This window comes from Lentzea miocenica, assembly GCF_033949945.1.
GTDB lineage: Bacteria > Actinomycetota > Actinomycetes > Mycobacteriales > Pseudonocardiaceae > Lentzea > Lentzea miocenica.
Genome location: NZ_JAXAVW010000003.1, coordinates 122,073 through 146,652 on the forward strand (window position 1 = coordinate 122,073; position 24,580 = coordinate 146,652).

Consider the following 24,580-nt stretch of genomic DNA (forward strand, 5'->3'; position numbering starts at 1 on the left):
GCACCTCTCAAAGAAATACGACGGGGAAGACCCAAGTATGCCGAAGGCGCTCTGTGTGACCGAAACTGCACCGCAGCGGCGGTGCCCCCAAGGGGTGAGCGCGGTTGCGCTGGGCTACGCTCCCGCTTGATCCGTTGGCATGGAACGAGGAGGCGGGCGAGCAGTGGGCCTGAAGGAGGGCACCAGGGCATCCCGGCTGGTGAAGACCGCTGGGCTTGTGAGCCTGGTCGGCATCGGGGCCACCGGTTGCTCCACGGACGAGGTGCTGCGCTTCGGCTGGCCAGTGGCCGTCACGCCGCAGGCCGAGAAGATGCGCGAGCTCTGGACCTGGTCCGTGATCGCCGCGCTCGTCGTCGGCGTCATCGTGTGGGGTCTGATCCTGTGGTCGGTGGTCTTCCACCGCAAGAAGACCGAGGAGCTGCCGCGTCAGACGGCGTACAACCTCCCGCTGGAGATCGTGCTCATCGTCGTGCCGACGGTGATCGTGGCGGTGTTGTTCTACTTCACCGCCATCACGCAGAACTACGTCACGGACAAGTCGGGCAAGCCCGACGTGAACGTCGACGTGATCGCGTTCCAGTGGAACTGGGAGTTCCAGTACCCGGACCACAAGACCGAAGAGGGCAACGCCGTCAGCACGGTCGGCACCTCGGGCGAGGTCCCGATCATGGTGCTGCCGGCCGGCAAGCGCATCCAGTTCACGCTGCGCTCGACGGACGTCATCCACTCGTTCTTCGTGCCGGAGTTCCACTTCAAGCGGGACGTCTTCCCGCATCCGGAGAAGAACAACCAGGACAACGTCTTCCAGATCGACCAGATCGATCGTCCCGGTGCGTTCGTCGGCCGTTGCGCCGAGCTCTGCGGCTCGTACCACGCGGTGATGAACTTCGAGGTCCGCGCCCTTGAGGAAGCCGACTTCGAGAAGTACATCGAGCTGCGCAAGCAGGTCAACCAGAAGACGGGCAAGCCGTTCACCACGGCGGAGGCCCTCTCTCAGGTGAACTGTGACAAGTGGTGCTCACCGCTGGCCACGACGACGACCCCGTTCAACACCGACCGGACGGCCCGCGAGGCCTCCGGCGCGGGCCAGAAGTAGGGACACGCCCCGCGATGAAGATCGAAGCTCGCGTATTCGACCTGGTGATGGCCTTCTCGTTCCTGATGGCCGTCGTCTACGGCTACTGGACGCACCTGGCGACCGGCCACGTCGAGCCCACCGGCACGGTGGCGCTCGCGCTGACCGGTGGCCTGGCCCTCATCACCGGCACCTACTTCAGGTTCGTCGCCCGCCGCATCGAGGTGCGGCCGGAGGACAACCCGGATGCCGAGGTGTCCGACGGCGCCGGTGAGCTGGGCTTCTTCAGCCCCGGCTCGTACTGGCCGGTCGGCCTCGCGGCAGCGGCGGCGACCGCCGGTGTCGCGGTGGCGTTCTGGCACGTGTGGCTGCTCGTGATCGCCGTCACCCTGGTGCTGATCGCGGTCGGCGGCCTGGTGTTCGAGTACCACACCGGTCCCAATCACGACTGACACAGGCACGACCGGTATCCGGCATACCGGATACCGCTGACTGAGGCCCTCTCCTTTCGGAGGGGGCCTCAGTCGTTTCTGGAGGCGTTGCCGGCGCGGTTTTCGGAGCCGATGTTCAGAATGTGATACATCGCATACCGGATATCGGCTGTCCGGTATATCGCATATCGCGCAAAGGGCCCCTCCCGCCGTGATGGCGGAAGGGGCCCTTTGCGGGTCCTCAGGGTGTCGCTGGCGCGCTACGCGGCGACCGGGGTCTTCTGGTACGCGTCGACGTACTCCTGGCCGCTCAGGTCCAGGATGCGGTAGATGATCTCGTCCGTGACGCTGCGCAGGACCGGCAGCGAATCCTGCATGCCGTCGTAGCGGCTGAAGTCGAGCGGCTCACCGAAGCGGACCGTCACGGGGACGATCTTCGGGAACCTGCTGCCGACCGGCTGCACCTTGTCCGTGCCGATGATGCCGACCGGGATGACCGGGGCACCGGACTCGAGCGCCATGCGGGCGACGCCCGTGCGGCCGCGGTGCAGCATGCCGTCGAGCGAGCGGGTGCCCTCCGGATAGATCGCGAAGGCGTCGCCGCGCGCGAGGATCTCGGCGGCGGTGTCGAGCGCGGCGCGCGCGTCACGGCCCTTGCCGCGGTGCACCGGCACGTGGCCCAGCGACGAGAAGAACCAGCGCGACAGCGATCCCTTCACGCCGGTGCCGGTGAAGTACTCCGCCTTGGCGAGGAACGACACGCGTCGCGGCACGACCATGGGGATCACGACGCTGTCGATGAAGCTGAGGTGGTTGGCCGCCAGGATGACCGGGCCGTCGGTGGGGATGTTCTCCAAGCCCTCGACCACCGGGCGGTAGACGAGACGGGCTGCGCGCGCGACGACATGTTTCATCACCGGGTAGAGGACCATGCCTCCAGCATTCCAGGTGGCGATTGCCGCCGCGTTACCACGTGGTGCGCATCTCCGGCCCATCACTCGCTCGGACTACACCGATGCGGCGGCCGTGCGACGACTGTCACGCATCGACGACGACGCGTGACGAAAGAGGCAGGAAAAGCGTTGCCACGCCTCGGTCGTTAGGCTCCGCACGTGGTGGAAGGCCCTCAGATCAGAATCTCGGTGACGGTGCCGGCGGGCCTCAGCACGATCCTGAGCGCAGCCTTTCGTGCCACCGGCGCGTCCCTCGCCGACCACGCCCGTGTCATCGACCAGCTCGGCTCGGACAACGCGACGGTCCGGCTGGGCGGCGTGCGATCTCTCGAAAGGCTTGCACGGGACCATCCAGCGGATCGGCAGCGAGTGGCCGACCAGCTGTGCGACTACCTGCGCCTGTCCTTCGGCGGGCATCCCCGGCCCGACCACGAGCGCGAGGTGCGGCTCGTCGCTCAACGAGTGCTCGCGGGCCTGCTGAGAAACCCGGACCAGGACCTGACGATCGATCTCACCGGCGCGGTCCTGGTCGACGTGGACCTGAGCAAGTGCTACGCCGGCGGCGCGAACTTCGCGGGTGCGCGGTTCGTCGGACCCGCATCGTTCGACCAGGCTGTCCTGGCCGGAGCGACGTTCGACCGGGCCAGGTTCGAGTCCAGGGCTTCCTTCGGTCACACGCGGTTCACGGAGCCCGTGCAGTTCATCGAGACGATGTTCGACGACGAAGCGTGGTTTCTCGGGGCGGAGTTCGTCTCGCACGTCTGGTTCGACCGGGCTCGGTTCGAAGGCCTGGCGCGCTTCGGCTGCGCGAAGTTCCAGGGCAAGGCCGTGTTCATCGAGACGGACTTCGCGGGGCCCGCCCAGTTCGCCAGCGCCGAGTTCGACTACTGCAGCTTCGATGAGGCCAGGTTCCGCACCGTGGCCCACTTCGGCCTGGCGCAGTTCACCGGTGACGTCCGGTTCACGCGTACGCGCTTCGACGACGTGGCGTGGTTCGACGCGGCGGCGTTCCACACCGACAGCACCGTGTTCGAGGGTGCGGCGTTCACGTCGTTCGCCCGGATGCGCGACGTGCGGGCGAACGCACACCAGCGGGTCGGGCAGTACGAGCCGTCATGGCCGCCTGGCTGGCTCGTCGAGGTCGGGTCCGCGCAGGACGGGTGGGCACGGGTCGTGCCCGTGCCCGTCCTCCTGCCGGAGCCGGAGCCTCGGCCCGGCGAAGAGCACTAGCCCTTCAGCGACTGGGAAAGCTCCACCCAGCGGGTCAGCAGCGTGGCCGCCCTGCCTGAGTCGATGGCCTCGGCCGCGCGGCTCAGCGAGGCCGTCAGGTCGGCGTGCAGGTCGTCGGAGAAGCCGCCGTGCGCCGCGATGGCCCCGGCCGCGTTCACGAGGACCGCGTCGCGCACCGACCCCGTCTTGCCGGCCACGAGGTCGCGGACGACCTGGGCGTTGAGTGAGGCGTTGCCGCCCTTGAGGTCTTCCTCACGCGCGGGCTTCACGCCCAGCACCGCCGGGTCGATGGTCTCCACCCGCACCTCGCCGTCCTGCGCGAGCCACGCGGACGTCGTGGTGGTCGTGGTGATCTCGTCGAGGCCGTCGTCGCCCCGCACCACCAGCGCGGTGTTGCGGCGGCGGGCGAACACGCCGGCGATCAGCGGTGCCGCGGAGGCGCGGGCGCAGCCGATGAGGCCGACCTGGGGCTGTGCCGGGTTCGTGAGCGGGCCGAGCAGGTTGAACGACGTCGGGATGCCGATCTCGCGCCGCACCGGGCCCGCGTGCCGGAAGCCGGGGTGGAACACCGGCGCGAAGCAGAAACCGATGCCCAGTTCGGCCACGGTCGCCCGCACGCCGTCCGGCGGCAGGTCGATCGCGACGCCCAGCTCCTCCAGCACGTCCGCCGTGCCGCACTGCGACGACGCCGCCCGGTTGCCGTGCTTCACCACCGGCACGCCCGCGGCGGACGTGATGATCGCGGCCATCGTCGAAATGTTCACCGAACCGGAATGGTCGCCGCCGGTGCCCACGATGTCCGTCGCCCGCACGCCCACGTCGAACCGCCGGGCGTGGTTGAGCATCATCGTGGCGAGGCCGTCGATCTCCTCCGGCGTCTCGCCCTTGGCGCGCAACGCGACGATGAACGCCGCGATCTGCGCGGGCGTCGCCTCGCCCGACATGACCTGGTCCATGCCCCACGACGTGTCGTCCGCGGTCAGGTCGACGCCGTCGAGAAGTCTGTTGAGCAGCATCGGCCAGGTGCGCTCGCTCGCGCTCATGCGGGATCAGCCCTTGACGACAGGAACAGCCGAGCCCCGCAGCACCTCGGCCACGGTCTCGGCGGCGGCCAGCGGGTCCAGCGGGTGCACGAGCACCGCGTCCGCCTGTGACCAGGTCGCGAGCCAGCGGTCGTCCTTGCGGCGCACCGCGACGACGATCGGCGGGCAGTTGGTGATCTCGTCCTTGAGCTGGCGGGACAGGCCCATGCCACCGGTCGGCTGCGCCTCGCCGTCGAGGATCAGCAGGTCGACGGTGCCGTTGTCCGCCTCGTAGAGGACGTCGGCGATGGTGCCCGCCTCGACGTAGTCGACGCGCTGCAGGTCCGGCGCCGGACGGCGGCCGACGGCAGTGATGATCGTCTCACGCACCTCGGGCCGGTGGCTGAACACCAGGATCTTCGTGGTCTGCGTGCTCATCTCGAGATCCTCCGCTGCGACTGCGTGACCAAGGTCGCCGTGATGCTATCGGGCGGTCTCCCGCGCCGGTTGCAGGGCGTCCCACCCCAGTGCCTCCCCGCCGAGCCGCTGGGCGAGCGAGGCCATCCGAGACCGCTCCTGGGCGCAGTGCAACGCGTCCAGCTTCTGCACCCGGCTGATATGCGATATATCACCTGCGACGAGCACCCAGCCGTCCAGAGTGAGCAGCTCCCGCGCGCGTTCTACCTGGTCAGGAGGGATGCGCACGTGGTGCCGGAGCACCGCGAGCTCGTCCGCGCGCCACTGCGGAGAGCGGGCCAGGGCGGCCGAGTCCGCCTCCACGACGTCGAACGCCTCGACGACCACGACGAGCGCCGGGTCGTCGATCGACAACGCCGGTTCGTCCTGTCGGTCCAGGAGTTTCGACAGCAAGTCCCGCAATCGGCCCAGCGAACCCATCCGTTGATCTCCTCGCGATCACCGGCTGTGTGACCCAGCCGACCCATGATCCGCCCAGGACCCGATGGGCGGACGGAAATAGCGCAGGCAATAATGCTGCCCGTGACCACGGCAGCGCCTTCAATCGGCCAGCGCGTGCACTCGCTGAACCGCCCGAACATGGTCAGCGTCGGCACGATCGTCTGGCTGTCCAGCGAGCTCATGTTCTTCGCTGGCCTCTTCGCCATGTTCTTCACGGTGAAGGCCCAGAACACTGCGGAGCACTGGCCGCCCCCGCCCACGCACCTGAACGTGCCCTATGCGTCGGTCTTCACGATCATCCTGGTCGCGTCGTCCTTCACCTGTCAGTGGGGCGTGTTCGCCGCGGAACGGGGCGACGTCTTCGGTCTGCGTCGCTGGTACATCGTGACGTTGATCATGGGGACGATCTTCGTCGCAGGTCAGGCGGGTGAGTACGTCGCCCTCGTCGAAGAGGGCACGACCATCCCCTCGTCGGCGTACGGCACCGTCTTCTTCCTGACGACCGGCTTCCACGGCCTGCACGTCATCGGCGGTCTGATCGCGTTCGTCTTCCTGTTGATCCGGACGAAGCTCAGCAAGTTCACGCCGGCACAGGCCACCGCATCGATCGTCGTGTCGTACTACTGGCACTTCGTCGACGTCGTGTGGATCGGCCTGTTCGCCATCATCTACATCGTGCCCTGACCTAGTCGGCACGCAGCCAAGCCAGAGCTCCCGAACTGACAGCAAGGGTTGCCGCACACCATGACCACCACTACGAAACGCCCGCGCGGCGCCCGCACGAAGCTGCGTCGCCGGGTCGCAGGCCTGCTCGCGCTGGGCTTCGCCCTGCTCAGCGCCGGCATGTTGTTCGCCGCGTTCGCGCCCCAGGCGCAGACCGCTCAGGCGCAGCAGCAGGACGCTCTGGCCCGTCAGGGCGAGCAGATCTACCTGAACACCTGCATGGGCTGCCACGGCAAGTCCCTCGAGGGTGTCAAGGACCGCGGGCCGAGCCTGATCGGCGTCGGCGACGCCGCGGTCTACTTCCAGACTTCCTCCGGCCGCATGCCCATGGCGCGGCAGGAGGCGCAGGCCATCCGCAAGCCCGCGAAGCTGTCCCCCGAGGACATCAACGCGCTGATGGCCTACATCACCGCGAACGGCGGCGAGGGCCCGAAGAAGCCCGCCGAGTCCGGTGAGGCCCTGCGCGGCGACAACCCGGCGCGCGGTGGCGAGCTGTTCCGCCTCAACTGCGCCAGTTGCCACAACTTCACGGGCCGTGGTGGCGCCCTGTCGTCCGGCAAGTTCGCGCCGGCGCTCGACGGAGTGTCGGAAGAGCAGATCTACACGGCGATGCTGACCGGCCCGCAGAACATGCCGAAGTTCGGCGAGCGCCAGCTCACGCCGGAAGAGAAGAAAGACATCATCGCGTACGTCAAGTCGGTCACCGACGGAAACAACAACTCCGGCGGTAACCCCCTGGGCGGGTTCGGACCCGTCTCCGAGGGATTGATCGCGTTCATCGTGGGTATCGCCGCGCTCATCGGCGTGACCCTCTGGATCGGAGCCAAGGCATGAGCGGCGACAAGCCGATCGAGCTGCCCAGCGAGGCAGAGCTCGCGGAGATGAGCCGGGACGACCTCGTCAAGCTCGGCACCAAGATGGACGGCGTCGAGCTCGTCCACTACGAGGAGAAGTTCCCGGTCCCCGGCACCCGCGCCGAGCGCAGGGCCCAGCGCCTGGTCGCGCTGTGGTTCATGATCTCCGCGCTGTCGGGTCTGGCGTTCCTCGGCGTGTTCCTGTTCTGGCCGTGGCAGTACGAGGCCCCGCACACCGACGGTCACCTGCTGCACCTGCTCTACAACCCGCTGATCGGCCTGTTCCTGGGCCTGTCGGTGGTGGCCCTGGGCGTGGGCGCGCTGCTCTACACCAAGAAGTTCATCCCCGACGAGCTCGCGGTGCAGCAGCGTCACGACGGCCCGTCGGCCGAGGTCGACCGCGCCACGCTGGTCGCGGAGCTCGCCGACGCGGGTGAGCGCAGCGGCATCGCCCGCCGCAGCCTGATCAAGCGCACCGCGGGCCTCGGCGCCGGCGTGCTGGGCCTGGGCGTGGCGGCCGTGCCGCTGGGCGCGCTCATCAAGAACCCGCACGCGGACAGCGAGACCAAGAACTCGCTGTGGCACACGGGCTGGAAGGCCGAAAAGGGCGAGAAGGTCTACCTCCGCCGCCACACCGGCAACTTCCACGACGTTTCCCTGGTGCGTCCCGAGGACGTCGAGCCGGGCGGCTTCGAGACGGTGTTCCCGTTCCGCGAGTCGGAGCGCGACGACGAGCACGCGCTGGTCGCGGCCCTGAAGCGGGCCGACGCGCCGGTCATGCTCATCCGCATGCGCCCGAACCAGAACGTCACCAAGCGGGCCGGTCAGGAAGACTTCAACTACGGCGACCTGTACGCGTACTCCAAGATCTGCACGCACCTGGGTTGCCCGACGTCACTGTTCGAGCAGCAGACCGGTCTGCTGCTCTGCCCGTGCCACCAGTCGCAGTTCGACGTGTTCGAGTACGCCAAGCCGCGGTTCGGTCCGGCAACCCGTCCTCTGCCACAGCTTCCGATCACGGTGGACGAAGACGGATACTTGGTTGCCCGCAGCGACTTCATCGAGGCTGTGGGTCCGGCGTTCTGGGAGCGGAAGTCATGAGTGCCATCACCACGCCGACGAAGCCGGCCAACGCGGCCGCGCGCGTCGCAGGGGCGGCGGCCAACGCTGCCGACGAGCGGTACCACGCGGCCTCCGGCCTGCGCAAACAGCTGAACAAGGTCTTCCCGACGCACTGGTCGTTCCTGCTCGGTGAGATCGCGCTCTACAGCTTCATCGTGTTGCTGCTGTCGGGCACGTACCTCGCCCTGTTCTTCGACCCGTCGATGACCGAGGTCACCTACAACGGCGCGTTCGAGAACCTCCGCGGCATCGAGATGTCGCGGGCGTTCGCCTCGACGCTCGACATCTCGTTCGAGACGCGCGGCGGTCTGTTCGTCCGCCAGGTCCACCACTGGGCGGCGCTGCTGTTCATGGCGGCGATCGTCGTGCACATGTTCCGGATCTTCTTCACCGGCGCGTTCCGCAAGCCGCGTGAGATCAACTGGGTCATCGGCATTCTGCTGTTCATGCTCGGCGCGATCGAGGGCTTCCTCGGCTACTCGCTGCCGGACGACCTGCTCTCGGGCACCGGCCTCCGCGTCATGGCGGCGCTGCTGATCTCGTTCCCCGTCGTCGGTACCTGGATCAACTGGCTGATGTTCGGCGGGGAGTTCCCCGGCACGGACATCATCCCGATGCTCTACACCGCGCACATCCTGATCATCCCGGCGATCATCCTGGGTCTGATCGCGGCGCACCTCGCGCTGGTCTGGTACCAGAAGCACACGCAGTTCCCCGGCGTGGGCCGCAAGGAGACCAACGTCGTCGGCGTCCGCATCATGCCGGTGTTCGCGGCCAAGGGCGGTGGCTTCTTCGCCATCGTCGTCGGTGTCATCGCGATCATGGGTGGCGTCTTCCAGATCAACCCGGTCTGGAACTTCGGCCCGTACAACCCCGCGCAGATCTCCGCCGGCTCGCAGCCCGACTGGTACATGGGCTGGACCGACGGCCTGGTCCGCATCTGGCCCGCGTGGGAGTTCTACCTGGGCAACTACACGATCCCGGCCGCGTTCCTGCCGTTCATCCTGGGTCTGCCCCTGCTGACCGGCATCGCGGCCGCGTACCCGTGGATCGAGCGCAAGATGACCAAGGACTACGCGCACCACAACCTGCTGCAGCGCCCGCGTGACGTTCCCGTCCGCACCGCGCTCGGCTGGATGGCGATCACGTACTTCATGGTCCTGCTGCTCATGGGCGGCAACGACATCTTCGCGTACCAGTTCGACATCTCGTTGAACCTGACGACGTGGATGGGCCGCATCGGCATGCTGGTCCTGCCGCCGATCGCGTACTTCGTGGCCTACCGCATCTGCATCGGCCTGCAGCGCGGCGACCGCGAGGTGCTGGAGCACGGCGTCGAGACCGGCATCATCAAGCGCCTGCCGCACGGCGAGTTCATCGAGATCCACCAGCCGCTCGGCCCGGTGGACGACCACGGCCACCCGATCCCGCTCGCCTACCAGGGCGCGGCGGTGCCGAAGAAGATGAACAAGCTCGGCTCGGCCGGTCACCCGGTCGCCGGCAGCACGTGGTCGCCGGACCCGGTCGAGGAGACCGTGGCGCTGGAGAACGCGCGCAAGAAGAAGCACGTCTCCGAGGAGATCAGCGCCGAGGACAAGGCAGGCGAGCTCGCGGGCAAGCCGGCCGACCCGAAGGCCTAGTTCTCGTCCAGACAGATGCGAAAAGCCCCCGTGAACCTTCACGGGGGCTTTTCGTTGCGCCGGTCGCGGCCTGCTGGGTGCCTACTGGGCGTCGTCCAGGCCGATGGAGAAGGCGGCCTCGTCGTCGCGCTTCGAGTAGCTGCGGAACGCGATGTGCGTGTCGGTGTTCAGCACGCCCGCGACCTTGCTGATCTTGCCGGGCACCAGCGCGGCGAGGTCCTCGTGCTTGCTGACCCGCACCAGCGCGATCAGGTCCACGTCACCTGCGCAGGAGTACACCTCCGTGACTCCGTCGATGTCGGCGATCTCCTGCGCCGCCTCGGGAATGCGTTCGGCGGCGGCCTGGATCAGCACGATGGCGGTGACCACGGCGTCCTCCTCGGGGTCTCAGCACGGGTGTCTAAAGCATCCGTAGTCTGCCCTACCGGCTCATCGCGGACGTGAGGACGTCGCTGCCGGCGTGGGTGGTTCGGGGTCAGCTTCGCCAGTCGTGGAGAGGGCGGGCGTCCGCGGCCTGTTCGGCCCACGGGACCCATGCCGCCGCGGCACCGGCGGGGGAGGACCAGGGTTCGTCCGCGTACACCAGGCGGGTGCCCGGCTGGTCGAGCCAGCGCAGGACGACGCCGGTCTCCTCGGGTGGCGCGCCCCGGAGGGGGCCTGCCGTCGGGACGACCGTCTCGGCTGAGGCGACGAGGGCGTCGACCACCGGCATCGGGCGGGTGCCGCGGGGAGCGACGCCGGCGGAGGCGAGGCGGCCGTAGCGCACGACGGAGAACTCCCAGCCGCCCTCGCGGTCCGGCCGGGCGGCGACGAGTTGGGGGAGTGCGGCCAGGGCCGCCAGGCGCTGGGCGCGGTCCAGCGAGCGGACCAGGCCTGCCAGGCGGTCGCGGCGGCGGGCGGCTTCCTCGAAGCGTTCGGCTGAGGCCAGGCCGCCCAGTTGCGTGATGAGAGCGCGTAACGGATCGGCGCTGCGGCCTACGACCAGATCACGCACCGCCACCACGGCGGGGGAGTACTCGTCGACGGTCTGGCGGCCGGCGCACGGTGCCTGGCAGCGGTCCAGTTCGGCCAGGGCGCAGGGGGACGCTCGCTGGTTGGTCGCCGGGATCTTGATGGTGCACGAGCGCAGTGGCACGGCGTCCAGCAGCGCGGCGGACACCGACTCGGCGGCCTGGCGCGTGCGGAACGGGCCCAGTGCGCCGTCGCGCGGGTTTCGGACCAGCGACAGGCGTGGGAACGGCTCGTCGGTCAGGACCAGCCACCACGCGTGGTGCGGGTTCTTCGATCGGCGGTTGTAGGCGGGACGGTGGGCGCGTAACAGCCGTAGTTCGCGTACCTCGGCCTCTAGTGGGTGCGCGCATTCCACGGCGTCGACGCGCACGGCGAGCGCGACCATTTCGCGAAGTCTGCGGCGGCCCTCGCTGGCCGTGAAGTACTGCCGGACGCGACGGCGCAGGTCCGAGGCCGTGCCGACGTAGAGGACCTCCTCCTTCGGGCCGCGGAAGAGGTAGACGCCCGGCCTGGACGGCAGGTGGGCGGCCAGGGAGCGCTTCCGGCGTTGTTCCGGTGTCACCTCCGGCAGGTAGGCCAGCAGCTCTTCCAGGGAGTGCACGCCGACGTTGCCCACGCGCTCCAGCAGCGCGTGCAGAACCTCGACGGTCGCTCGTGCGTCGGCCAGGGCCCGGTGGGTGGGCTTGGTCGAGGTGTGGAACAGGTCGGAGAGCGCCGACAGCCGGCAGGACGGCGCCTCGTCGCGGCTCAGGACGCGGCGCGCGAGTTTCACCGTGCAGACGACCGACGGCTTCGGCCACCGGTAGCCGTGTCGTTCGCAGGCGGCCTTGAGGAAGCTGATGTCGAAGCCCGAGTTGTGCGCCACCAGCACCGCTCCGGCGGCGAACTCCAGGAACGCGGGCAGCACCGTGTCCAGCCTCGGCGCGCCCGTCACCATCAGCTGCGTGATCCCGGTCAGCTGCGCCACCATGGGCGGGATGCCGCGCTCGGGGTCGACGAGCGTGGCGAACTCGCCGAGCACCTCGCCCGCCCGCACCTTCACCGCGCCGATCTCGGTGATGGCGTCCTCCTCGGCACTCCCGCCCGTGGTCTCCAGGTCGAAGACGACGAACGTCGTGTCGCGCAGGGGCGTGCCGAGCTCGTCGAAGGAGAGTTGACCGGTCACGGCGCTGACGTTAGCGACGGGGTCTGACAATTTTCGGCGGTGATCGTTTCAGTGCGTCATTTTCGGGTGCTTTGACCTGCGATTGCTCTGTTCGAGTGATCAGCAGGTGATCTTTTCCAGATCGTTGCGGGGAAGGGTGGACACGTCCGTGCGCTGCTCAAGCGCGGGGGCTCTAGCCTGTTGGGGTGCCCGACCCGATGCCCGAGCCCGAGTTCGACCAGCCTGCCGAGGAGGCAGGCGAGTCCACAGAAGATTCCACTGTGGACTGGTCGGCCCTGCCGGAGCCGTTGCGGGTGAGGCTCGCGGAGCTGGGTGCCGACGCGCTGGGCGAGATGGCGAAGGTCGACGTGCCGCAGCATCTGCGCCCGGTGGCCAGGTTCGCCCCGACCAAACGGGCGCGGCTGGGCGGCGCGCAGGTCGTCGCCGGCCTGCGGGACTCGGCGAACTTCCGCACCGCTGTCGTGGAGTGGCTGCGCAAGAACAGGCCGTCGACGCTGGAGGTGACGTCGCCGGATCCGGTGACGGCCGCCGCGGCGGCCGTCCTGACCGGTGACGACGTCGCGCTGCACTACGTGGAGCTGGTGACGCGGCGGGTGGGCGACGCGTCGCTGCGGGCCGAGCGCGACGCGGCGGTGACGCGCGCGGAACGGCTGGAGAGCGAGCTGGACCGGCTCAAGGCCGAACGCAGTCAGCTCGACGGTGCCTCCGAACGCGTCCGCGCCGACGCCGAGATCGAGCTGGAACGCCTGCGCAAGCGGTTGCGCGAGCAGGGCGTGAAGCTGCGCGAGGCCAAGGACGCCGCCGAAGCCGCCACCGCCGAGGTCGAACGGATCCAGGTGCGCACCGCGGACGAGGTCAAGCGCATCACCGCCGAGCGCGACCGGGAGCGCGAACGGGCCGAGACCGAGCGGGGCAAGGCGCAGCGGGCGATCGCGGACGCCGAGGTCGCCCGGCAGTCCGCGCGGGAGGCCAGGCAGGCGGATGAGGTGCGGCTCGCGTTGCTCGTGGACACCCTCGACGGCGCTGTGACGGGCCTGCGCCGCGAACTGGCTCTCGGAGGCGGCACCGGACCGCGTCCTGCCGACCTCGTGCGGGGCGCCAGCGCGTCGCAGGGGGCCGTGGGACGGGTGGAGGACCCCGCGGCACTCGACCGGCTGCTGGCGTTGCCGGCGGTGCACCTGGTGGTCGACGGCTACAACGTCACGAAGACCGGCTATCCCGAGCTGTCGTTGTCGGATCAACGCGATCGGCTCGTGCACCAGCTGGCCGTGCTGGCGGCGCGCACGGGCGCTGAGGTGACGTTGGTGTTCGACGGCGCCGGGGTGGTGGCAGTGCCCGCGGCGGCGCCTCGTGGCGTGCGCGTGCTCTTCAGCGACCCCGGTGTTCTGGCAGACGACGTGATCCGGGCGTTGGTCACCGCGGAGCCAGAGGGGCGGCCTGTGGTGGTGGTGACGTCGGATCGCGCGGTCGCGGATTCGGTGCGTCGCCGCGGTGCGCATCCGGTGCCGTCCGCTGTGTTGCTGGCCCGTCTCGGGCGCGTTTGATCACCCGGTAGCCTGACGCCCGTCGATCTTGACGGTGTTGTTCTCGCGAAGGGGATCGGCGACCTTTATGTCGCGCAAAATCGCCCATGGGTTTCTGGTTGTGGTGCTGCTTTCGGTCATGCCGGCCGTTTCTCTGGCGGCGCAGCCGGCGGATCCGGCACGCCAGTACGCCGATCTGACGGCGCAGGCCACGAAGCTCAACGAGGAAGTCCTGCGCGCGCAGGAAGATCTCGTCCAGCGGCGAGCCGAGCTCGACCGCGCGAGCGCGACCGTCGCGGCGGCGCAGCAGATCGAACGGCAGGCCAAGTCCGAGGAAGGCGACTTCCAGAGCCAGGTCGACCTGATCGCGCAGGCGTCGTTCGAGGGTGCGCGGTTCAACCAGCTGTCGGCGCTGCTCGTGGCGGACTCGCAGCAGGACTTCCTGAACCGCCTGGAGATGATGCGGGTGCTGGCCGCCGACAAGGCGGAGTCGCTGGCCCGGCTCTCCGGCGCGGTCGAGAAGGCCCGCCAGGCGCATCAGGTGGCGGAACAGGCCCGCACCCGTGCCGCTGAGGCCACCGCCTCCGCCGAGAAGCTCAAGGGTGACCTGGACGGGCGCAACCGGGCGTTGCAGGCCCAGATCGCCGAGGTGAAGGCGGCGCTGCCGAGGCTCCCCGCCCCCGTCGCCGCGCAGCTGCGTGATCCGGGTGACCGGTCGGCGATCGGCGTGCCCGCCGGGGTGGCGGGGCTGGCTCTGGCGTTCGCCCTGGCGCAGCGCGGGGACGAGTACAGGTACGGCGCCACCGGGCCGAACGAGTGGGACTGCGCCGGGCTGACGATGAAGGCCTACGCGGCGGCCGGGTTCTCGATCCCGCGCACGTCCGGCGGACAGGCTGCTGTCGGACGCGTCGTGACGCGGCCCGAGATCCGTGCGGGCGACCTGATCGTCTACTACTCGAGCCGGTCGCACGTCGCCATGGCCGTCGACAACGCACGCGCCGTGCACGCCTCCACTGAGGGGCAGCCGGTGAAGATCGCACCGATCGACGCCATCGGGCCCATCGCGACCATTCGGCGCATCGAGGGCTAGCGTTGCGCCGGTGAAATACCTCAGGGCGTTGCTGGCGATCACCGTCGCCATGACGTTCCTGCTGGGTCTCAGCGTTGCAACACGGCCCGTTGAGTTGCCGTCGACCGAAACTGTCCATTGCAAAGAGGCTGTTCAGAAGGTTGCGGCGGGCACGGTGACCGCCAGTTCGTGCGATTCCGAGCTGGCCGGGCGGGTGTCGGGACTGCTGGACGAGTCGGTGCGCGGCGTGGCCGATATATTGGATATCAGCTGGGCGCGCCGGGTCGATGTTGTGGTGCCGGCGTCCGACTCGGAGCTGGTGTCGCTCGTCGGGCCGGCGTTCGCGGAGATGGCCGGGGTCGCGATTCGGGACGCTGCCGGGCAGCGCGTGGTGATCAATCGGGTGCGTGCGGCGCCGTTGACGGACACGGAGTTGCGCGTGCTGTTGAGGCACGAGATCACGCACGTCGCGACGCGCGATCTGACGTCGGACTCGGCGCCGCTGTGGCTGGTGGAGGGGTTCGCGGACTGGGTGGCGTTCCACGGGCTGGGGCTGTCGCTTCGTCAGGCCGCGCCGAAGCTCACCTCGGACGTCTCGGCGCTGCCCGCCGACTTCGGCGGTCCTGGGCGTGACCTGGCCTACCAGCAGGCGTACTCGATCATGGTCTACCTGGAGTCACGGCTGGGGGAGCGCGGTGTCGTGGACTTCTTCCTGCGGCACGCGGCGATGTCCGCTGTGGACCTCGGTGACGTCGACGTGGCGGGCTGGCGCGAGTTCCTGAGATCGAGCATCGGATAGCGTTGGGCTCGTGCGCCGAACCTTGCTGGTGACCAACGACTTCCCGCCCCGCCCCGGTGGCATCCAGTCCTACCTGCACGCGTTGGCGACACGGCTGCCCGCGGAATCCCTGGTCGTGTACGCGCCGAAGTGGAAGGGCGCGGAGGAGTTCGACGCGCAGCAACCGTTCCCGGTGGTGCGGCATCCCACGTCGTTGATGCTGCCGACGCCGGACGTGCTGAACCGCGCCCGCGACATCGCCCGAGCCGAGTCGTGCGACGCCGCGTGGTTCGGCGCGGCGGCACCACTGGCGTTGCTGGCGCCGTCGCTCGGGCTGAGCCGCGCGGTGGCGTGCACGCACGGCCACGAGGTCGGCTGGTCGATGCTGCCGGTGGCACGGCAGGCGTTGCGGGCCATCGGGTCCGGTGTGGACGTCGTGACTTACGTCAGCCGCTACACGCGTTCGCGGTTCGCCGCGGCGTTCGGCCCGATGGCGGCGCTGGAACACCTTCCGTCCGGTGTGGACACCGAGCTGTACCGCCCGGATCCCGCCGCACGCGCCGAGATCCGGCAGCGGTACGGGCTCGCGGACCGTCCGGTGATCGTGTGCGTGTCCCGGCTGGTGCCGCGCAAGGGGCAGGACGTGCTGATCCGCGCGCTGCCGTTGATCCAGCGCGCGGTGCCGGACGCCGCTCTGCTGATCGTCGGCGGCGGGCCGTACCGGGGAACGCTCGAAAAACTGGCCGCCGGCAATCGTGACGTCGTGCTGACCGGCTCGGTGCCGTGGGAGGAACTGCCCGCGCACTACAACGCCGGCGACGTCTTCGCGATGCCCTGCCGCACCCGTGGCCGCGGCCTCGACGTCGAAGGCCTCGGCATCGTCTACCTGGAGGCGTCCGCGACGGGGCTGCCCGTCATCGCCGGACGCTCCGGCGGCGCACCGGAGACCGTGCTCAACGGCACCACCGGCAACGTCGTCGACGGCCGGGACGTCGCGGACGTCGCCGCCAAGGTCGCCGCGCTGCTCGCCGATCCCGAGATGGCCGCCAAGATGGGGCGCGCCGGACGGGAGTGGGTGAGCGAGAACTGGCGGTGGGACCAGCTCGCGCACCGCCTCGAAGGACTCATCGGCTGAGTTCGCGGGCCCGCTTCTCCAAGCCGCGCAAACCCAGCTCGGTGCTGCGCCGCACGGCCTGTTCGGCGGCGGAACGAGCATCCGCTGGGCGCCCCAGATCCCCCAGCACCACGGCCAGGCCGATCAACGCCCGCACCTCGCCGGACGCGTACCCGATCCGCCGGGCCGTCGCCAGGGCCTGCTCGAACAGCTCCGCCGCGGCGGAGAAGTCGGACGTCGCGCGCCGGACCTCGCCGAGCGTGACCCGCACCGACGTCGCCACCTGCTGGTCCCCGCCGTCCGCGACCAGCGACAGCGCGCGCGAGGCCAGCGCGAGCGCGGCATCGGGATCGCCGGACGCGAGTTCGAGCGCGGCGAGGTTCTCCAGCGTCTCGGCCTCGCCGGCGGGGACGTTGCCGACGTCCAACGCGCGTTCCAGATGGGCGCGCGCCTCGGCGAACTGCCCCTGCAGGCGCAGCGCCAGACCGAGATAGGTGTGGCTGTCGGCGTTCGGTGCGAGCGCCAACGCCTGGGAGAAGTGCTCGACCGCGCCGTCGATCTCACCGAGTTCCACCGCGAGCTGCCCGAGGTTGTGCAGGCCGATGCTGACGCTCTCCTCCGAGCGCAGCATCTCCAGGCAGCGGACCAGAGCCTCCTTCGCGGCCCCCAGCTCGCCCGAGCGGCGGTGCACGAGGCTGAGGTTGTTCAGCACGCTCGCCTCGGCGTCCTTGTCGCCCAGCGCCCGGTACAGCTCGATCGCCTGGTTGTGGTGCTCAACGGACCGCGCGAACTCGCCGAGCCGCAGGTAGAGGGTGCCGAGGTTCGCGTGCATCGCCGCCTCGGCCGGCCGGTGCCCGGACGCCTGGGCCGCCTGCAGGCCGTGGTGCGCCGTCGCGAGCCACTCACCGACGTGCTGGCCGATCCACAGGTACCCGCGCAGCCCGTCGGCCAGCTGCCAGGCCAGCGGCGCGGGTCCGTGCTGGGCCGCGTGCCGGATGGCGGCGGTCAGGTTCGGGCGCTCGGCGTCGAGCCACGCCAGCGCCTCGGCGGAGGTCGAGATCCGGGGCGGCGGACCCGAGGCGGACGACGGCAGCCGCACGATCCCGGGGTAGAGCAGCTCGGCACAGCGTTCGACCCCGAGCACGTAGTGGTTCAGCAACGCCGTCCACGCCGCCTGCTGTTCGGCAGGGCTGTCCGACTCCTCACGCAACGCCGCGGCGTAGCGCATCAGCTCGTCGTGGAACCGGTAGCGCCCGGGAGCCGCGGAGACCACGAGGTTCGCGATCGCCAGCACCGTCAGCAGGCCGTCGGCGTCCACGTCGGCCAGCGCGGACGCGGCCTCCGCGGTGAAGTCCGGTCCCGGCACCAGCGACAACAGCCGGAACAACCGCTGCGGCGCCGGCGGCAGCGCGGCGTGGGCGAGTTCGATCGGCGACCCCGAGATCGTCACGTCGTCACGCCCGGCCAGATAGGCCGCCGCCACCCGCAACGCCAGCGGCAGGTGCCCGCACCGGGAGGCCAGCTCCGCGTGGTCACCCGGCCCCAGCAGCGCGGTGAGCAACGACTCCGACTCCGCGGGCGAGAACACGTCCACCGGCACGGTCCGCGCACCGTTCATCGCGATCAGCCCGCGCAGGTCGTCCCGCGACGTCACGATCACCCGGCACGACGCCGTCCCCGGCAGCAGCGGCCGCACCTGGTCCGGCGCCGAGGCGTTGTCCAGCACCAGCAGCATCCGCCGGCCCGACAGCAGCGACCGCAGCATCGTGCTCTGCTCGTCCGCGTCCGGCGGGATCTCGTCCGGCGGCACTCCCAGCGCCCGCAGGAACCGCGACAGCACGTCCATCCCGTCCGCGGGCGGTCCCAGTGCGTAGCCGCGCAGGTCGACGTACAGCTGCCCGTCCGGGAACCGGTCCCGTAGCAGGTGCGCCACGTGCACGGCCAGCGTTGTCTTGCCCACCCCCGGCGGTCCCGCCAGCGTCACGGTCGGCACCGACCCGCCCGTGATCAGCCCGGCGATGCGTTCGACGTGCCAGGCGCGCCCGGTGAAGTCGGAGATGTCGTCCGGCAGCCGCATCGGCGACGCGGGCGCTCGTTCCGGTTCCCGCCTCGCGACCGGCGCCGCCAGCTCCGGCGCCCCCACCAGGATCGCCTGGTGCAGCGCCCGCAGCTCCTTCGACGGGTCGATGCCGAGCTGCTCGTCCAGCGTCCGGTCGAGCTGCCGGAACGCCTCCAGCGCCTCCGCCTGCCTGCTGCCGCGGTACAGCGCGATCATCAGCTGTCCCCAGAACCGCTCACGCAACGGGTGGTCCCGCGTCAGCGCGAACAGCTCCGGCACCAGATCCGCGTGGTCGCCCAGCGCGAGTTCCACGTCGATCCGCTGTTCGTGCACGGTCATCAGCAGCTCGTTGAGCCGTGGCGCGTGCTCGGAGTACAGCGTCTCGGAAGGCACGTCCGACAGCACCGGCCCGCGCCACAGCTCCAAGGCCTCGGCGAACGCCTTCCGCGCCGCCGGCAGGTCGTCAGCAGCGGCCGCCGCACGCCCGCGCGCGGCCGCGTCAGCGAACCGGTGCACGTCCACGGCCAGCGGGTCGACGCGCATCCGGTAGCCGTCAGCGGCCGTCTGGATCAACGACGGGTCGCCCAGCGCCGCCCGCAACCGCATGACGTACGTCTGCAACGTCCCACGGGTGCGCGCAGGCGGTGTGTCGCCCCACACGTGTTCGACGAGTTCCGTCACGGGGACGACGCGGTTCGGCCGCAGCAGCAACGCCGCCAGCAACGCCCGGTGCTTGCCCGCGCGCAACACCACCGCTGAGGTGTCCAGGCGCACTTCCAGCGGGCCGAGCAGCCGGAACTGCGGACCCGAAGCCATTGCCTTCCCCTCGTGCGCTGCCAAACGATCCACGGCAGCTGATCGGCCGCCGACGATCCCCGTCTACCGGACAGCCTATTGGCGCGCTGTCGCGAAGTGACATCGGCGCGTCAGCGATACGTCAGCGTCGTACGGCAATCTTCTGCATGTCCCGGTCGGGGGGCCGGGGCAACAAACTTCTCGGGTTCCGCAGAAGCCCTGCGGATCACGATCGCTGGGGGTCGAAAGGCCCAGGAGCTCTCAGCTCCTGGGCCTTTCGCGCATTAGACCCTCTTACTTCGCGTAGATCGCGTCGATGTCCGACGAGTACGTCGTCGCCACGACGGAGCGCTTCAGCTTCAGCGACGGCGTCATCTCGCCGCCCGCCTCGGTGAAGTCGACCGGCAGCACCCGGAACTTGCGGATCGCCTCGGCCTTCGAGACCGACTTGTTCGCATCGTCCACCACGGCCTGGATCTCGGCCAGCAGGTCGGCGTCCTCGATCAGGTCGGGGACCTCGGCCGACGCCGGCTTGCCGTGCGACTCCTTCCACGACGGGAAGAACTCCGGGTCGATGGTGATCAGCGCGCCGATGAACGGCTGCTTGTCGCCGACGACCATGCACTGCGAGATCAGCGGGTGCGCCCGGATGCGGTCCTCGAGCTGCGCGGGGGAGACGTTCTTGCCACCGGCGGTGACGATGATCTCCTTCTTGCGGCCCGTGATCTTGAGGAACCCGTCGCTGTCGAGCTCGCCGATGTCACCGGTGTGGAACCAGCCGTCCTCGAGGGCCTCCTTGGTGGCGGCCTCGTTGTTCCAGTAGCCGGTGAAGACGATGTCGCCCTTGATCAGGATCTCGCCGTCGTCGGCGATCTTCACCGACGTGCCGGGCACCGGCAGGCCGACGGTGCCGACCTTCTCCTGGCCGCGGAACGTCACGCACGCCGCCGCGGAGGTCTCGGTCAGGCCGTAGCCCTCGTAGACCGGGATGCCCGCGCCGCGGAAGAAGTGCGACAGCCGGTCGCCCAGTGGCGCGCCACCGGACACGGCCGCGATCGCGCGACCACCGAGGGCGGCACGCAGCTTCGTGAACACCAGTTTGTCGAACACCGCGTGCTTGAGCCGCAGGCCCAGGCCGGGACCGCCGTTGTCCAGCGCGCTCGAGTACGCGACCGAGGTGGCCTCGGCGGCGTCGAAGATCTTGCCCTTGCCGCCGGCGTGCGCCTTCTGCTTCGCGCCGTTGTAGACCTTCTCGAACACGCGCGGCACCGCGACGACGAACGTCGGGCGGAACTGGCCGAGGTCCTCGACGAGGTTCTTCACGTCGGCCGTGTGGCCCACCGTCGCCCGCGAGTACACGCAGGCCAGCGCCAGCGCGCGGGCCAGGATGTGCGCGAGCGGCAGGAACAGCAGCAGTGAGTTGCCCGCCGTCAGGATCTCCGGGAACCGCGACAGCGCCGACCGCACCTCGGACAGCAGGTTGCGGTGCGTGAGCGTGCAGCCCTTGGGCCTGCCCGTGGTGCCGGACGTGTAGACGAGCGTGGCCGTCTGGTCCGCCTGCACCTGACCGCGGCGCTCGTGCACCTGCTCGTCGGTGATCTCGGCGCCCAGGGCGGTGAGCTCGTCGACAGCGGCGGCCGGACCGTCGATCTGCCAGACGTGCCGCAGCTCGGGCAGCTTGCCGACGACGTCGTCCACCATCGCGCGGTGGGACTGCGCTTCGACGAACACCGCCGTCGCGCCCGAGTCGGACAGGATCCACTCGATCTGGTCCGCCGACGACGTCTCGTAGATCGGCACGACCACGCCGCCGGCAGCCCAGATGGCGAAGTCGAGCAACGACCACTCGTAGCGGGTCTTGGAGACCAGCCCGACGCGATCGCCCAGTTCGAGACCTGCGGCGACCATGCCCTTGGCTACTGCCATCACCTGTGCGGCGAAGTCACGCGCGGTGATGTCGATCCAGGTGCCGTCGACCTGCCTGCGGAAGCTGACGGCGTTGCCGAAGCGCTCCGCGTTGGCCCACACCATGTCGGTGAGGTTCTCCTCCGGAGCCACTGCGGCGGTGGCGGGGACGCTGAACTCGCGCACGTCAACCTCCGTACGGTGAAATGTTACTGGTGGGGAAACCTAGCGTGTGATTCCGGCGATACAAAGGTTGGTACGCCCTTCCGTTACCTTTTGTCCTCATGGCCAGCGTGGACGTCGTCGACGAGACCTTCCTGGCGGTACCACCCAGCGTGGTCGCCGCCGCCTTCGCCTCGCCCTCGTCGTGGCGCGGTTTCTGGCCGGATCTCGAACTGGCCGTCTACGCCGACCGCGGCGAAGAGGGGCTGCGCTGGACCGTCGGCGGCGCGCTCGTCGGCACCATGGAGGTCTGGCTCGAGCCGATGCTCGACGGCACCCTGGTGCACTACTTCCTCCGCGCTGATCCACCGGCGGGTGCGTTCACCCCGCGCAACGCCCTCCGTGAGGTGCAACGCCGCCAGCTCGACGCGAAGTCCGTTGCTCTGGGTCTGAAGCTGACTCTGGAGGACGGTCGTCCGCCTGGCTGCCCGCCGCAAGGGTGATCTTGCTCGACCCGCGTCTCAGAAACCACCCCGGTTCCTCGTGAACTAAGTTGGAAACCGTGCGGGTTCACGTGATTTCCGATGTGCACGGCAACGCGGAGGCGCTCGCGCGCGCCGGTGACGGGGCCGACGCGCTCGTCGTGCTCGGCGACCTCATCGACTTCGTCGACTACTACGACCATTCCAAGGGGATCCTCGGGCGCGTCTTCGGGCCCGAGAAGGTGGGGATCTTCGCCGAGTTGAGACGCGGCACCAAGCGCGCGGACACGGCGAGCTACATCCGTTCCCTGTGGGACGGTCTCGCGGACGCCCGCTCCGTCGTGGAAGAAGCGGTGCTGGAGCAGTACCACGCGTTGTTCAGCGCGATGACCGCGCCGACGTACGCGACACCGGGCAATGTGGACAGTCCGCACCTGTGGCCGCAGTTCGCCGGGGACGGGGTGCACGTGCTCGACGGCGAGGCCGCGGAGATCGGCGGGCTGCGGTTCGGCTTCGCGGGCGGCGGGCTGATGCTGCCCGGACACGTGCGCAACCCCAACGCGCCGTGGTTCCCGTACCTGCGCACCGAGGCCGACATGGCTTCGGCGCTGGAGCGGATGGGGCAGGTCGACGTGCTGTGCACGCACATCCCGCCGCTTGTTCCGGAACTGACCTACGACGTCATCGCGCGCCGTCCCGAATGGGGATCGCGGGCCGCGCTGGAGAAGATCGAGCGGGAACGTCCGCGCTGGTCGGTGTTCGGGCACGTGCACCAGCCGCTGGCCAGGCGAGTGCGCGTCGGCTACACCGAGTGCATCAACGTCGGGCACTTCCAGCGCAGCGGCAAGCCTCACGTCCTCAACTGGTAAAGACGCGAGTAACCTCCTCACTCATGGCCGACGAGTCCACGCAGTCCATCGTCATCGACGCTCCGCCTGAGAAGATCATGGCGATCATCGCGGACTTCCCGTCGTACCCGGACTGGGCGAACGGGATGAAAGAGGTCGAGGTCCTCGACACCGCTTCCGACGGTCGTGCCCAGCAGGTGCGCTTCGCGATCGACCAGGGTCCCGTGAAGGACGAGTACACCCTGAAGTACGACTGGTCCGCCGACGGTCTGTCGGTGAAGTGGGAGCTCGTCAAGGGCACCATGCAGAAGGCGCAGAAGGGCAGCTACGTGCTGGAGCCGTCCGGCACCGGCACCAAGGTCACGTACACGCTGTCGGTGCAGCTGGTGATCCCGATGATCGGGCTGTTCCGCCGCAAGGCCGAGAAGCTGATCCTCGACACCGCGCTCAAGGAGCTCAAGAAGCGCGCGGAGAAGGCGGCTTGAGCCGGGTCCTGCTCTTCACCGGCAAGGGCGGGGTCGGCAAGACGACGCTGTCGGCCGCCACGGCTGCCTCACTGGCCGCGCACGGCCGCAAGGCGCTCGTGGTGTCGACCGACCCCGCGCACTCGCTGGGCGACGCGCTCGACGTGCGTCTGGGCGCCGAACCATCCGAAGTGGACGGTGCGGCCGGGTTGTTCGCGTGCCAGATCGACCCGCGCGGGCTGGTCGACGAGGCGTGGGGCGAGCTGCGCGGGCATCTGCGCACCGTGCTGGCGGGCGCCGGTGTCGACGAGCTCGACGCCGAGGAACTGACCGTGCTGCCGGGCGTCGAGGAACTGCTCGCGCTCGCCGAGGTGCGGCGGCTGGCCACCAGCGGCCCGTGGGAGGTCGTGGTCGTCGACTGCGGTCCGACCGCGGAGACGTTGCGGTTGCTGTCGCTGCCCGAGGCGTTCGCCGGTTATCTGGAACGGCTCTTCCCGACGCACCGCCGGGTGGTTCGCGGGCTGCTGGCGGGGGTCGCCGGTACCGGGACGGTCGAGAAGTGGGACGCGACGGCGGACGCGTTGAGCAGGCTCGCCGAGCGGCTGGACGCGTTGCGCACGATGCTCGCGGATCCCGCGGGGTGCTCGGTGCGGCTGGTGCTGACGCCCGAACGCGTGGTGGCCGCCGAGACCCGGCGCACGCTGACCGCGTTGGCGTTGCAGGGAATCCGCGTCGACAGCGTGATCGCGAACCGGCTGGTGCCGTCGCCGGGTGCCGCACGGGGTGCCGCCGCCACCTGGCTGCGCACGCGCCGGCACGAGCAGGACGCCGTGCTGGCCGAGCTGACCGGGATCGGCGAGATCCGCACCGTCGACCACCGCGCGGCCGAGCCCGTCGGGGTGCCGGCGCTGCTGGAGGTCGCCGAGCAGCTCTACGGCGACACGGACCCGCTGCCGGGTTCCGCTGTTTCGGAGTCGTTGATGGAGGTGTCGGGCAGCGGTCGTGGCCTCGACGCCCGATACTCGCTGCGGATCGCGTTGCCGCTGGCCGACGACACGGAACTGGACCTCGCGCGCGTGGGCGACGACCTCGCGCTGACCGTCGACGGCCGGCGTCGGCTGGTGGCGCTGCCGTCGTTGCTGAGGCGCTGCATCGTGACCGGTGCGGAGATGGACTCGGGTGGCGTGACGGTGGGGTTCCGCCCCGACCCCTCCCTCTGGCGCTGATCAGGAGCATT

The 24,580-nt window shown here is 69.7% G+C and carries 23 protein-coding genes; 15 read left to right on the top strand and 8 right to left on the bottom strand.

What is annotated here, in order from left to right; genetic code table 11:
- Positions 1 to 163 precede the first annotated feature (163 nt).
- Positions 164 to 1,096 carry an aa3-type cytochrome oxidase subunit II gene (gene ctaC, locus SK803_RS04705; RefSeq protein WP_319964499.1) on the top strand — a complete coding sequence of 311 codons (933 nt, stop codon included), beginning with the start codon at positions 164 to 166 and terminating at the stop codon, positions 1,094 to 1,096.
- 14 nt (positions 1,097 to 1,110) lie between these two features.
- Positions 1,111 to 1,527, top strand: a complete 417-nt coding sequence (locus SK803_RS04710; protein ID WP_319964500.1) for a cytochrome c oxidase subunit 4 — start codon at positions 1,111 to 1,113, stop codon at positions 1,525 to 1,527.
- A 239-nt stretch (positions 1,528 to 1,766) separates the two neighbouring features.
- On the opposite strand, the gene SK803_RS04715 is transcribed toward SK803_RS04710, so the two are convergent.
- The gene (locus SK803_RS04715) at positions 1,767 to 2,438 is read right to left on the bottom strand and encodes a lysophospholipid acyltransferase family protein (protein ID WP_319964501.1); all 672 of its coding nucleotides are present in this window, start codon (positions 2,436 to 2,438) and stop codon (positions 1,767 to 1,769) included.
- A gap of 180 nt (positions 2,439 to 2,618) precedes the next feature.
- On the opposite strand from SK803_RS04715, the gene SK803_RS04720 reads away from it, so the two are divergent.
- Positions 2,619 to 3,689 carry a pentapeptide repeat-containing protein gene (locus SK803_RS04720; RefSeq protein ID WP_319964502.1) on the top strand — a complete coding sequence of 357 codons (1,071 nt, stop codon included), beginning with the start codon at positions 2,619 to 2,621 and terminating at the stop codon, positions 3,687 to 3,689.
- On the opposite strand, the gene trpD is transcribed toward SK803_RS04720, so the two are convergent.
- The 3 genes from trpD to SK803_RS04735 are packed head-to-tail and all read right to left on the bottom strand — an operon-like array spanning position 3,686 to position 5,608.
- Complete coding sequence (trpD, locus tag SK803_RS04725) at positions 3,686 to 4,732, bottom strand: anthranilate phosphoribosyltransferase (protein WP_319964503.1); 1,047 nt, start codon at positions 4,730 to 4,732, stop codon at positions 3,686 to 3,688. The genes SK803_RS04720 and trpD overlap by 4 nt on opposite strands.
- A 6-nt stretch (positions 4,733 to 4,738) precedes the next feature.
- Positions 4,739 to 5,149: a hypothetical protein gene (locus SK803_RS04730; protein ID WP_319964504.1), complete on the bottom strand. Its 411-nt coding sequence runs from the start codon at positions 5,147 to 5,149 to the stop codon at positions 4,739 to 4,741.
- Positions 5,150 to 5,194: 45 nt separating this feature from the next.
- The gene (locus SK803_RS04735) at positions 5,195 to 5,608 is read right to left on the bottom strand and encodes a hypothetical protein (RefSeq protein ID WP_319964506.1); all 414 of its coding nucleotides are present in this window, start codon (positions 5,606 to 5,608) and stop codon (positions 5,195 to 5,197) included.
- Between the two features lie 93 nt (positions 5,609 to 5,701).
- Between SK803_RS04735 and ctaE the strand changes: the two genes are divergently transcribed.
- The 4 genes from ctaE to qcrB are packed head-to-tail and all read left to right on the top strand — an operon-like array spanning position 5,702 to position 9,968.
- Complete coding sequence (ctaE, locus tag SK803_RS04740) at positions 5,702 to 6,313, top strand: aa3-type cytochrome oxidase subunit III (protein WP_319964716.1); 612 nt, start codon at positions 5,702 to 5,704, stop codon at positions 6,311 to 6,313.
- Between the two features lie 60 nt (positions 6,314 to 6,373).
- Complete coding sequence (gene qcrC / locus SK803_RS04745) at positions 6,374 to 7,186, top strand: cytochrome bc1 complex diheme cytochrome c subunit (protein ID WP_319964507.1); 813 nt, start codon at positions 6,374 to 6,376, stop codon at positions 7,184 to 7,186.
- Positions 7,183 to 8,307 carry a cytochrome bc1 complex Rieske iron-sulfur subunit gene (gene qcrA, locus SK803_RS04750; protein ID WP_319964508.1) on the top strand — a complete coding sequence of 375 codons (1,125 nt, stop codon included), beginning with the start codon at positions 7,183 to 7,185 and terminating at the stop codon, positions 8,305 to 8,307. Before qcrC ends, qcrA begins: the two co-directional genes overlap by 4 nt.
- Positions 8,304 to 9,968 (top strand): cytochrome bc1 complex cytochrome b subunit, encoded by a 1,665-nt coding sequence (gene qcrB, locus SK803_RS04755; RefSeq protein WP_319964509.1) that lies wholly within the window; start codon positions 8,304 to 8,306, stop codon positions 9,966 to 9,968. The genes qcrA and qcrB overlap by 4 nt, the downstream gene beginning before the upstream one ends.
- Before the next feature lie 81 nt (positions 9,969 to 10,049).
- Here the strand turns inward: qcrB and SK803_RS04760 are convergent, their stop codons facing one another.
- Positions 10,050 to 10,337: an Lrp/AsnC family transcriptional regulator gene (locus SK803_RS04760; RefSeq protein ID WP_030465012.1), complete on the bottom strand. Its 288-nt coding sequence runs from the start codon at positions 10,335 to 10,337 to the stop codon at positions 10,050 to 10,052.
- A 106-nt stretch (positions 10,338 to 10,443) separates the two neighbouring features.
- A complete protein-coding gene (locus SK803_RS04765; protein ID WP_319964510.1) occupies positions 10,444 to 12,144 on the bottom strand; it encodes a DEDD exonuclease domain-containing protein in 1,701 nt (566 codons plus the stop codon).
- Positions 12,145 to 12,341: 197 nt separating this feature from the next.
- Between SK803_RS04765 and SK803_RS04770 the strand changes: the two genes are divergently transcribed.
- The 4 genes from SK803_RS04770 (at position 12,342) to SK803_RS04785 (ending at position 16,649) form a co-directional block, all read left to right on the top strand.
- Positions 12,342 to 13,688 carry an NYN domain-containing protein gene (locus tag SK803_RS04770; protein WP_319964717.1) on the top strand — a complete coding sequence of 449 codons (1,347 nt, stop codon included), beginning with the start codon at positions 12,342 to 12,344 and terminating at the stop codon, positions 13,686 to 13,688.
- Positions 13,689 to 13,806: 118 nt separating this feature from the next.
- Entirely contained in the window at positions 13,807 to 14,757 is a 951-nt protein-coding gene (locus SK803_RS04775) for a C40 family peptidase (RefSeq protein ID WP_319964511.1), read from the top strand.
- Positions 14,758 to 14,767: 10 nt separating this feature from the next.
- Entirely contained in the window at positions 14,768 to 15,535 is a 768-nt protein-coding gene (locus SK803_RS04780) for a hypothetical protein (RefSeq protein WP_319964512.1), read from the top strand.
- A 10-nt stretch (positions 15,536 to 15,545) separates the two neighbouring features.
- Complete coding sequence (locus SK803_RS04785; RefSeq protein WP_319964513.1) at positions 15,546 to 16,649, top strand: glycosyltransferase family 4 protein; 1,104 nt, start codon at positions 15,546 to 15,548, stop codon at positions 16,647 to 16,649.
- Here the strand turns inward: SK803_RS04785 and SK803_RS04790 are convergent.
- On the bottom strand, positions 16,639 to 19,503 hold the full coding sequence (locus SK803_RS04790; protein WP_319964516.1) for an AfsR/SARP family transcriptional regulator: 2,865 nt from the start codon (positions 19,501 to 19,503) through the stop codon (positions 16,639 to 16,641). The two genes, SK803_RS04785 and SK803_RS04790, sit on opposite strands and share 11 nt — an antisense overlap.
- A gap of 273 nt (positions 19,504 to 19,776) precedes the next feature.
- The gene (locus SK803_RS04795) at positions 19,777 to 21,573 is read right to left on the bottom strand and encodes an AMP-dependent synthetase/ligase (RefSeq protein WP_319964517.1); all 1,797 of its coding nucleotides are present in this window, start codon (positions 21,571 to 21,573) and stop codon (positions 19,777 to 19,779) included.
- A gap of 98 nt (positions 21,574 to 21,671) precedes the next feature.
- Between SK803_RS04795 and SK803_RS04800 the strand changes: the two genes are divergently transcribed.
- The 4 genes from SK803_RS04800 to SK803_RS04815 are packed head-to-tail and all read left to right on the top strand — an operon-like array spanning position 21,672 to position 24,569.
- Positions 21,672 to 22,052, top strand: coding sequence for a polyketide cyclase / dehydrase and lipid transport (locus SK803_RS04800; protein WP_319964518.1), 381 nt, complete (start codon positions 21,672 to 21,674; stop codon positions 22,050 to 22,052).
- A gap of 59 nt (positions 22,053 to 22,111) precedes the next feature.
- Positions 22,112 to 22,900 (top strand): metallophosphoesterase family protein, encoded by a 789-nt coding sequence (locus SK803_RS04805; protein WP_319964519.1) that lies wholly within the window; start codon positions 22,112 to 22,114, stop codon positions 22,898 to 22,900.
- Between the two features lie 23 nt (positions 22,901 to 22,923).
- Positions 22,924 to 23,364, top strand: a complete 441-nt coding sequence (locus SK803_RS04810; protein WP_319964520.1) for an SRPBCC family protein — start codon at positions 22,924 to 22,926, stop codon at positions 23,362 to 23,364.
- Positions 23,361 to 24,569 carry an ArsA family ATPase gene (locus SK803_RS04815; RefSeq protein ID WP_319964521.1) on the top strand — a complete coding sequence of 403 codons (1,209 nt, stop codon included), beginning with the start codon at positions 23,361 to 23,363 and terminating at the stop codon, positions 24,567 to 24,569. Before SK803_RS04810 ends, SK803_RS04815 begins: the two co-directional genes overlap by 4 nt.
- Positions 24,570 to 24,580 lie beyond the last annotated feature (11 nt).

Coding starts and splice junctions, on each gene's coding strand:
- SK803_RS04790 (WP_319964516.1), bottom strand. CDS start 19,503: ATGGCTTCGGGTCCGCAGTTCCGGCTGCTCGGCCCGCTGGAAGTGCGC.
- SK803_RS04730 (WP_319964504.1), bottom strand. CDS start 5,149: ATGAGCACGCAGACCACGAAGATCCTGGTGTTCAGCCACCGGCCCGAG.
- SK803_RS04770 (WP_319964717.1), top strand. CDS start 12,342: ATGCCCGAGCCCGAGTTCGACCAGCCTGCCGAGGAGGCAGGCGAGTCC.
- SK803_RS04800 (WP_319964518.1), top strand. CDS start 21,672: ATGGCCAGCGTGGACGTCGTCGACGAGACCTTCCTGGCGGTACCACCC.
- SK803_RS04710 (WP_319964500.1), top strand. CDS start 1,111: ATGAAGATCGAAGCTCGCGTATTCGACCTGGTGATGGCCTTCTCGTTC.
- SK803_RS04775 (WP_319964511.1), top strand. CDS start 13,807: ATGCCGGCCGTTTCTCTGGCGGCGCAGCCGGCGGATCCGGCACGCCAG.
- trpD (WP_319964503.1), bottom strand. CDS start 4,732: ATGAGCGCGAGCGAGCGCACCTGGCCGATGCTGCTCAACAGACTTCTC.
- SK803_RS04715 (WP_319964501.1), bottom strand. CDS start 2,438: ATGGTCCTCTACCCGGTGATGAAACATGTCGTCGCGCGCGCAGCCCGT.
- SK803_RS04735 (WP_319964506.1), bottom strand. CDS start 5,608: ATGGGTTCGCTGGGCCGATTGCGGGACTTGCTGTCGAAACTCCTGGAC.
- SK803_RS04810 (WP_319964520.1), top strand. CDS start 22,924: ATGGCCGACGAGTCCACGCAGTCCATCGTCATCGACGCTCCGCCTGAG.
- qcrB (WP_319964509.1), top strand. CDS start 8,304: ATGAGTGCCATCACCACGCCGACGAAGCCGGCCAACGCGGCCGCGCGC.
- qcrA (WP_319964508.1), top strand. CDS start 7,183: ATGAGCGGCGACAAGCCGATCGAGCTGCCCAGCGAGGCAGAGCTCGCG.
- ctaE (WP_319964716.1), top strand. CDS start 5,702: ATGCTGCCCGTGACCACGGCAGCGCCTTCAATCGGCCAGCGCGTGCAC.
- qcrC (WP_319964507.1), top strand. CDS start 6,374: ATGACCACCACTACGAAACGCCCGCGCGGCGCCCGCACGAAGCTGCGT.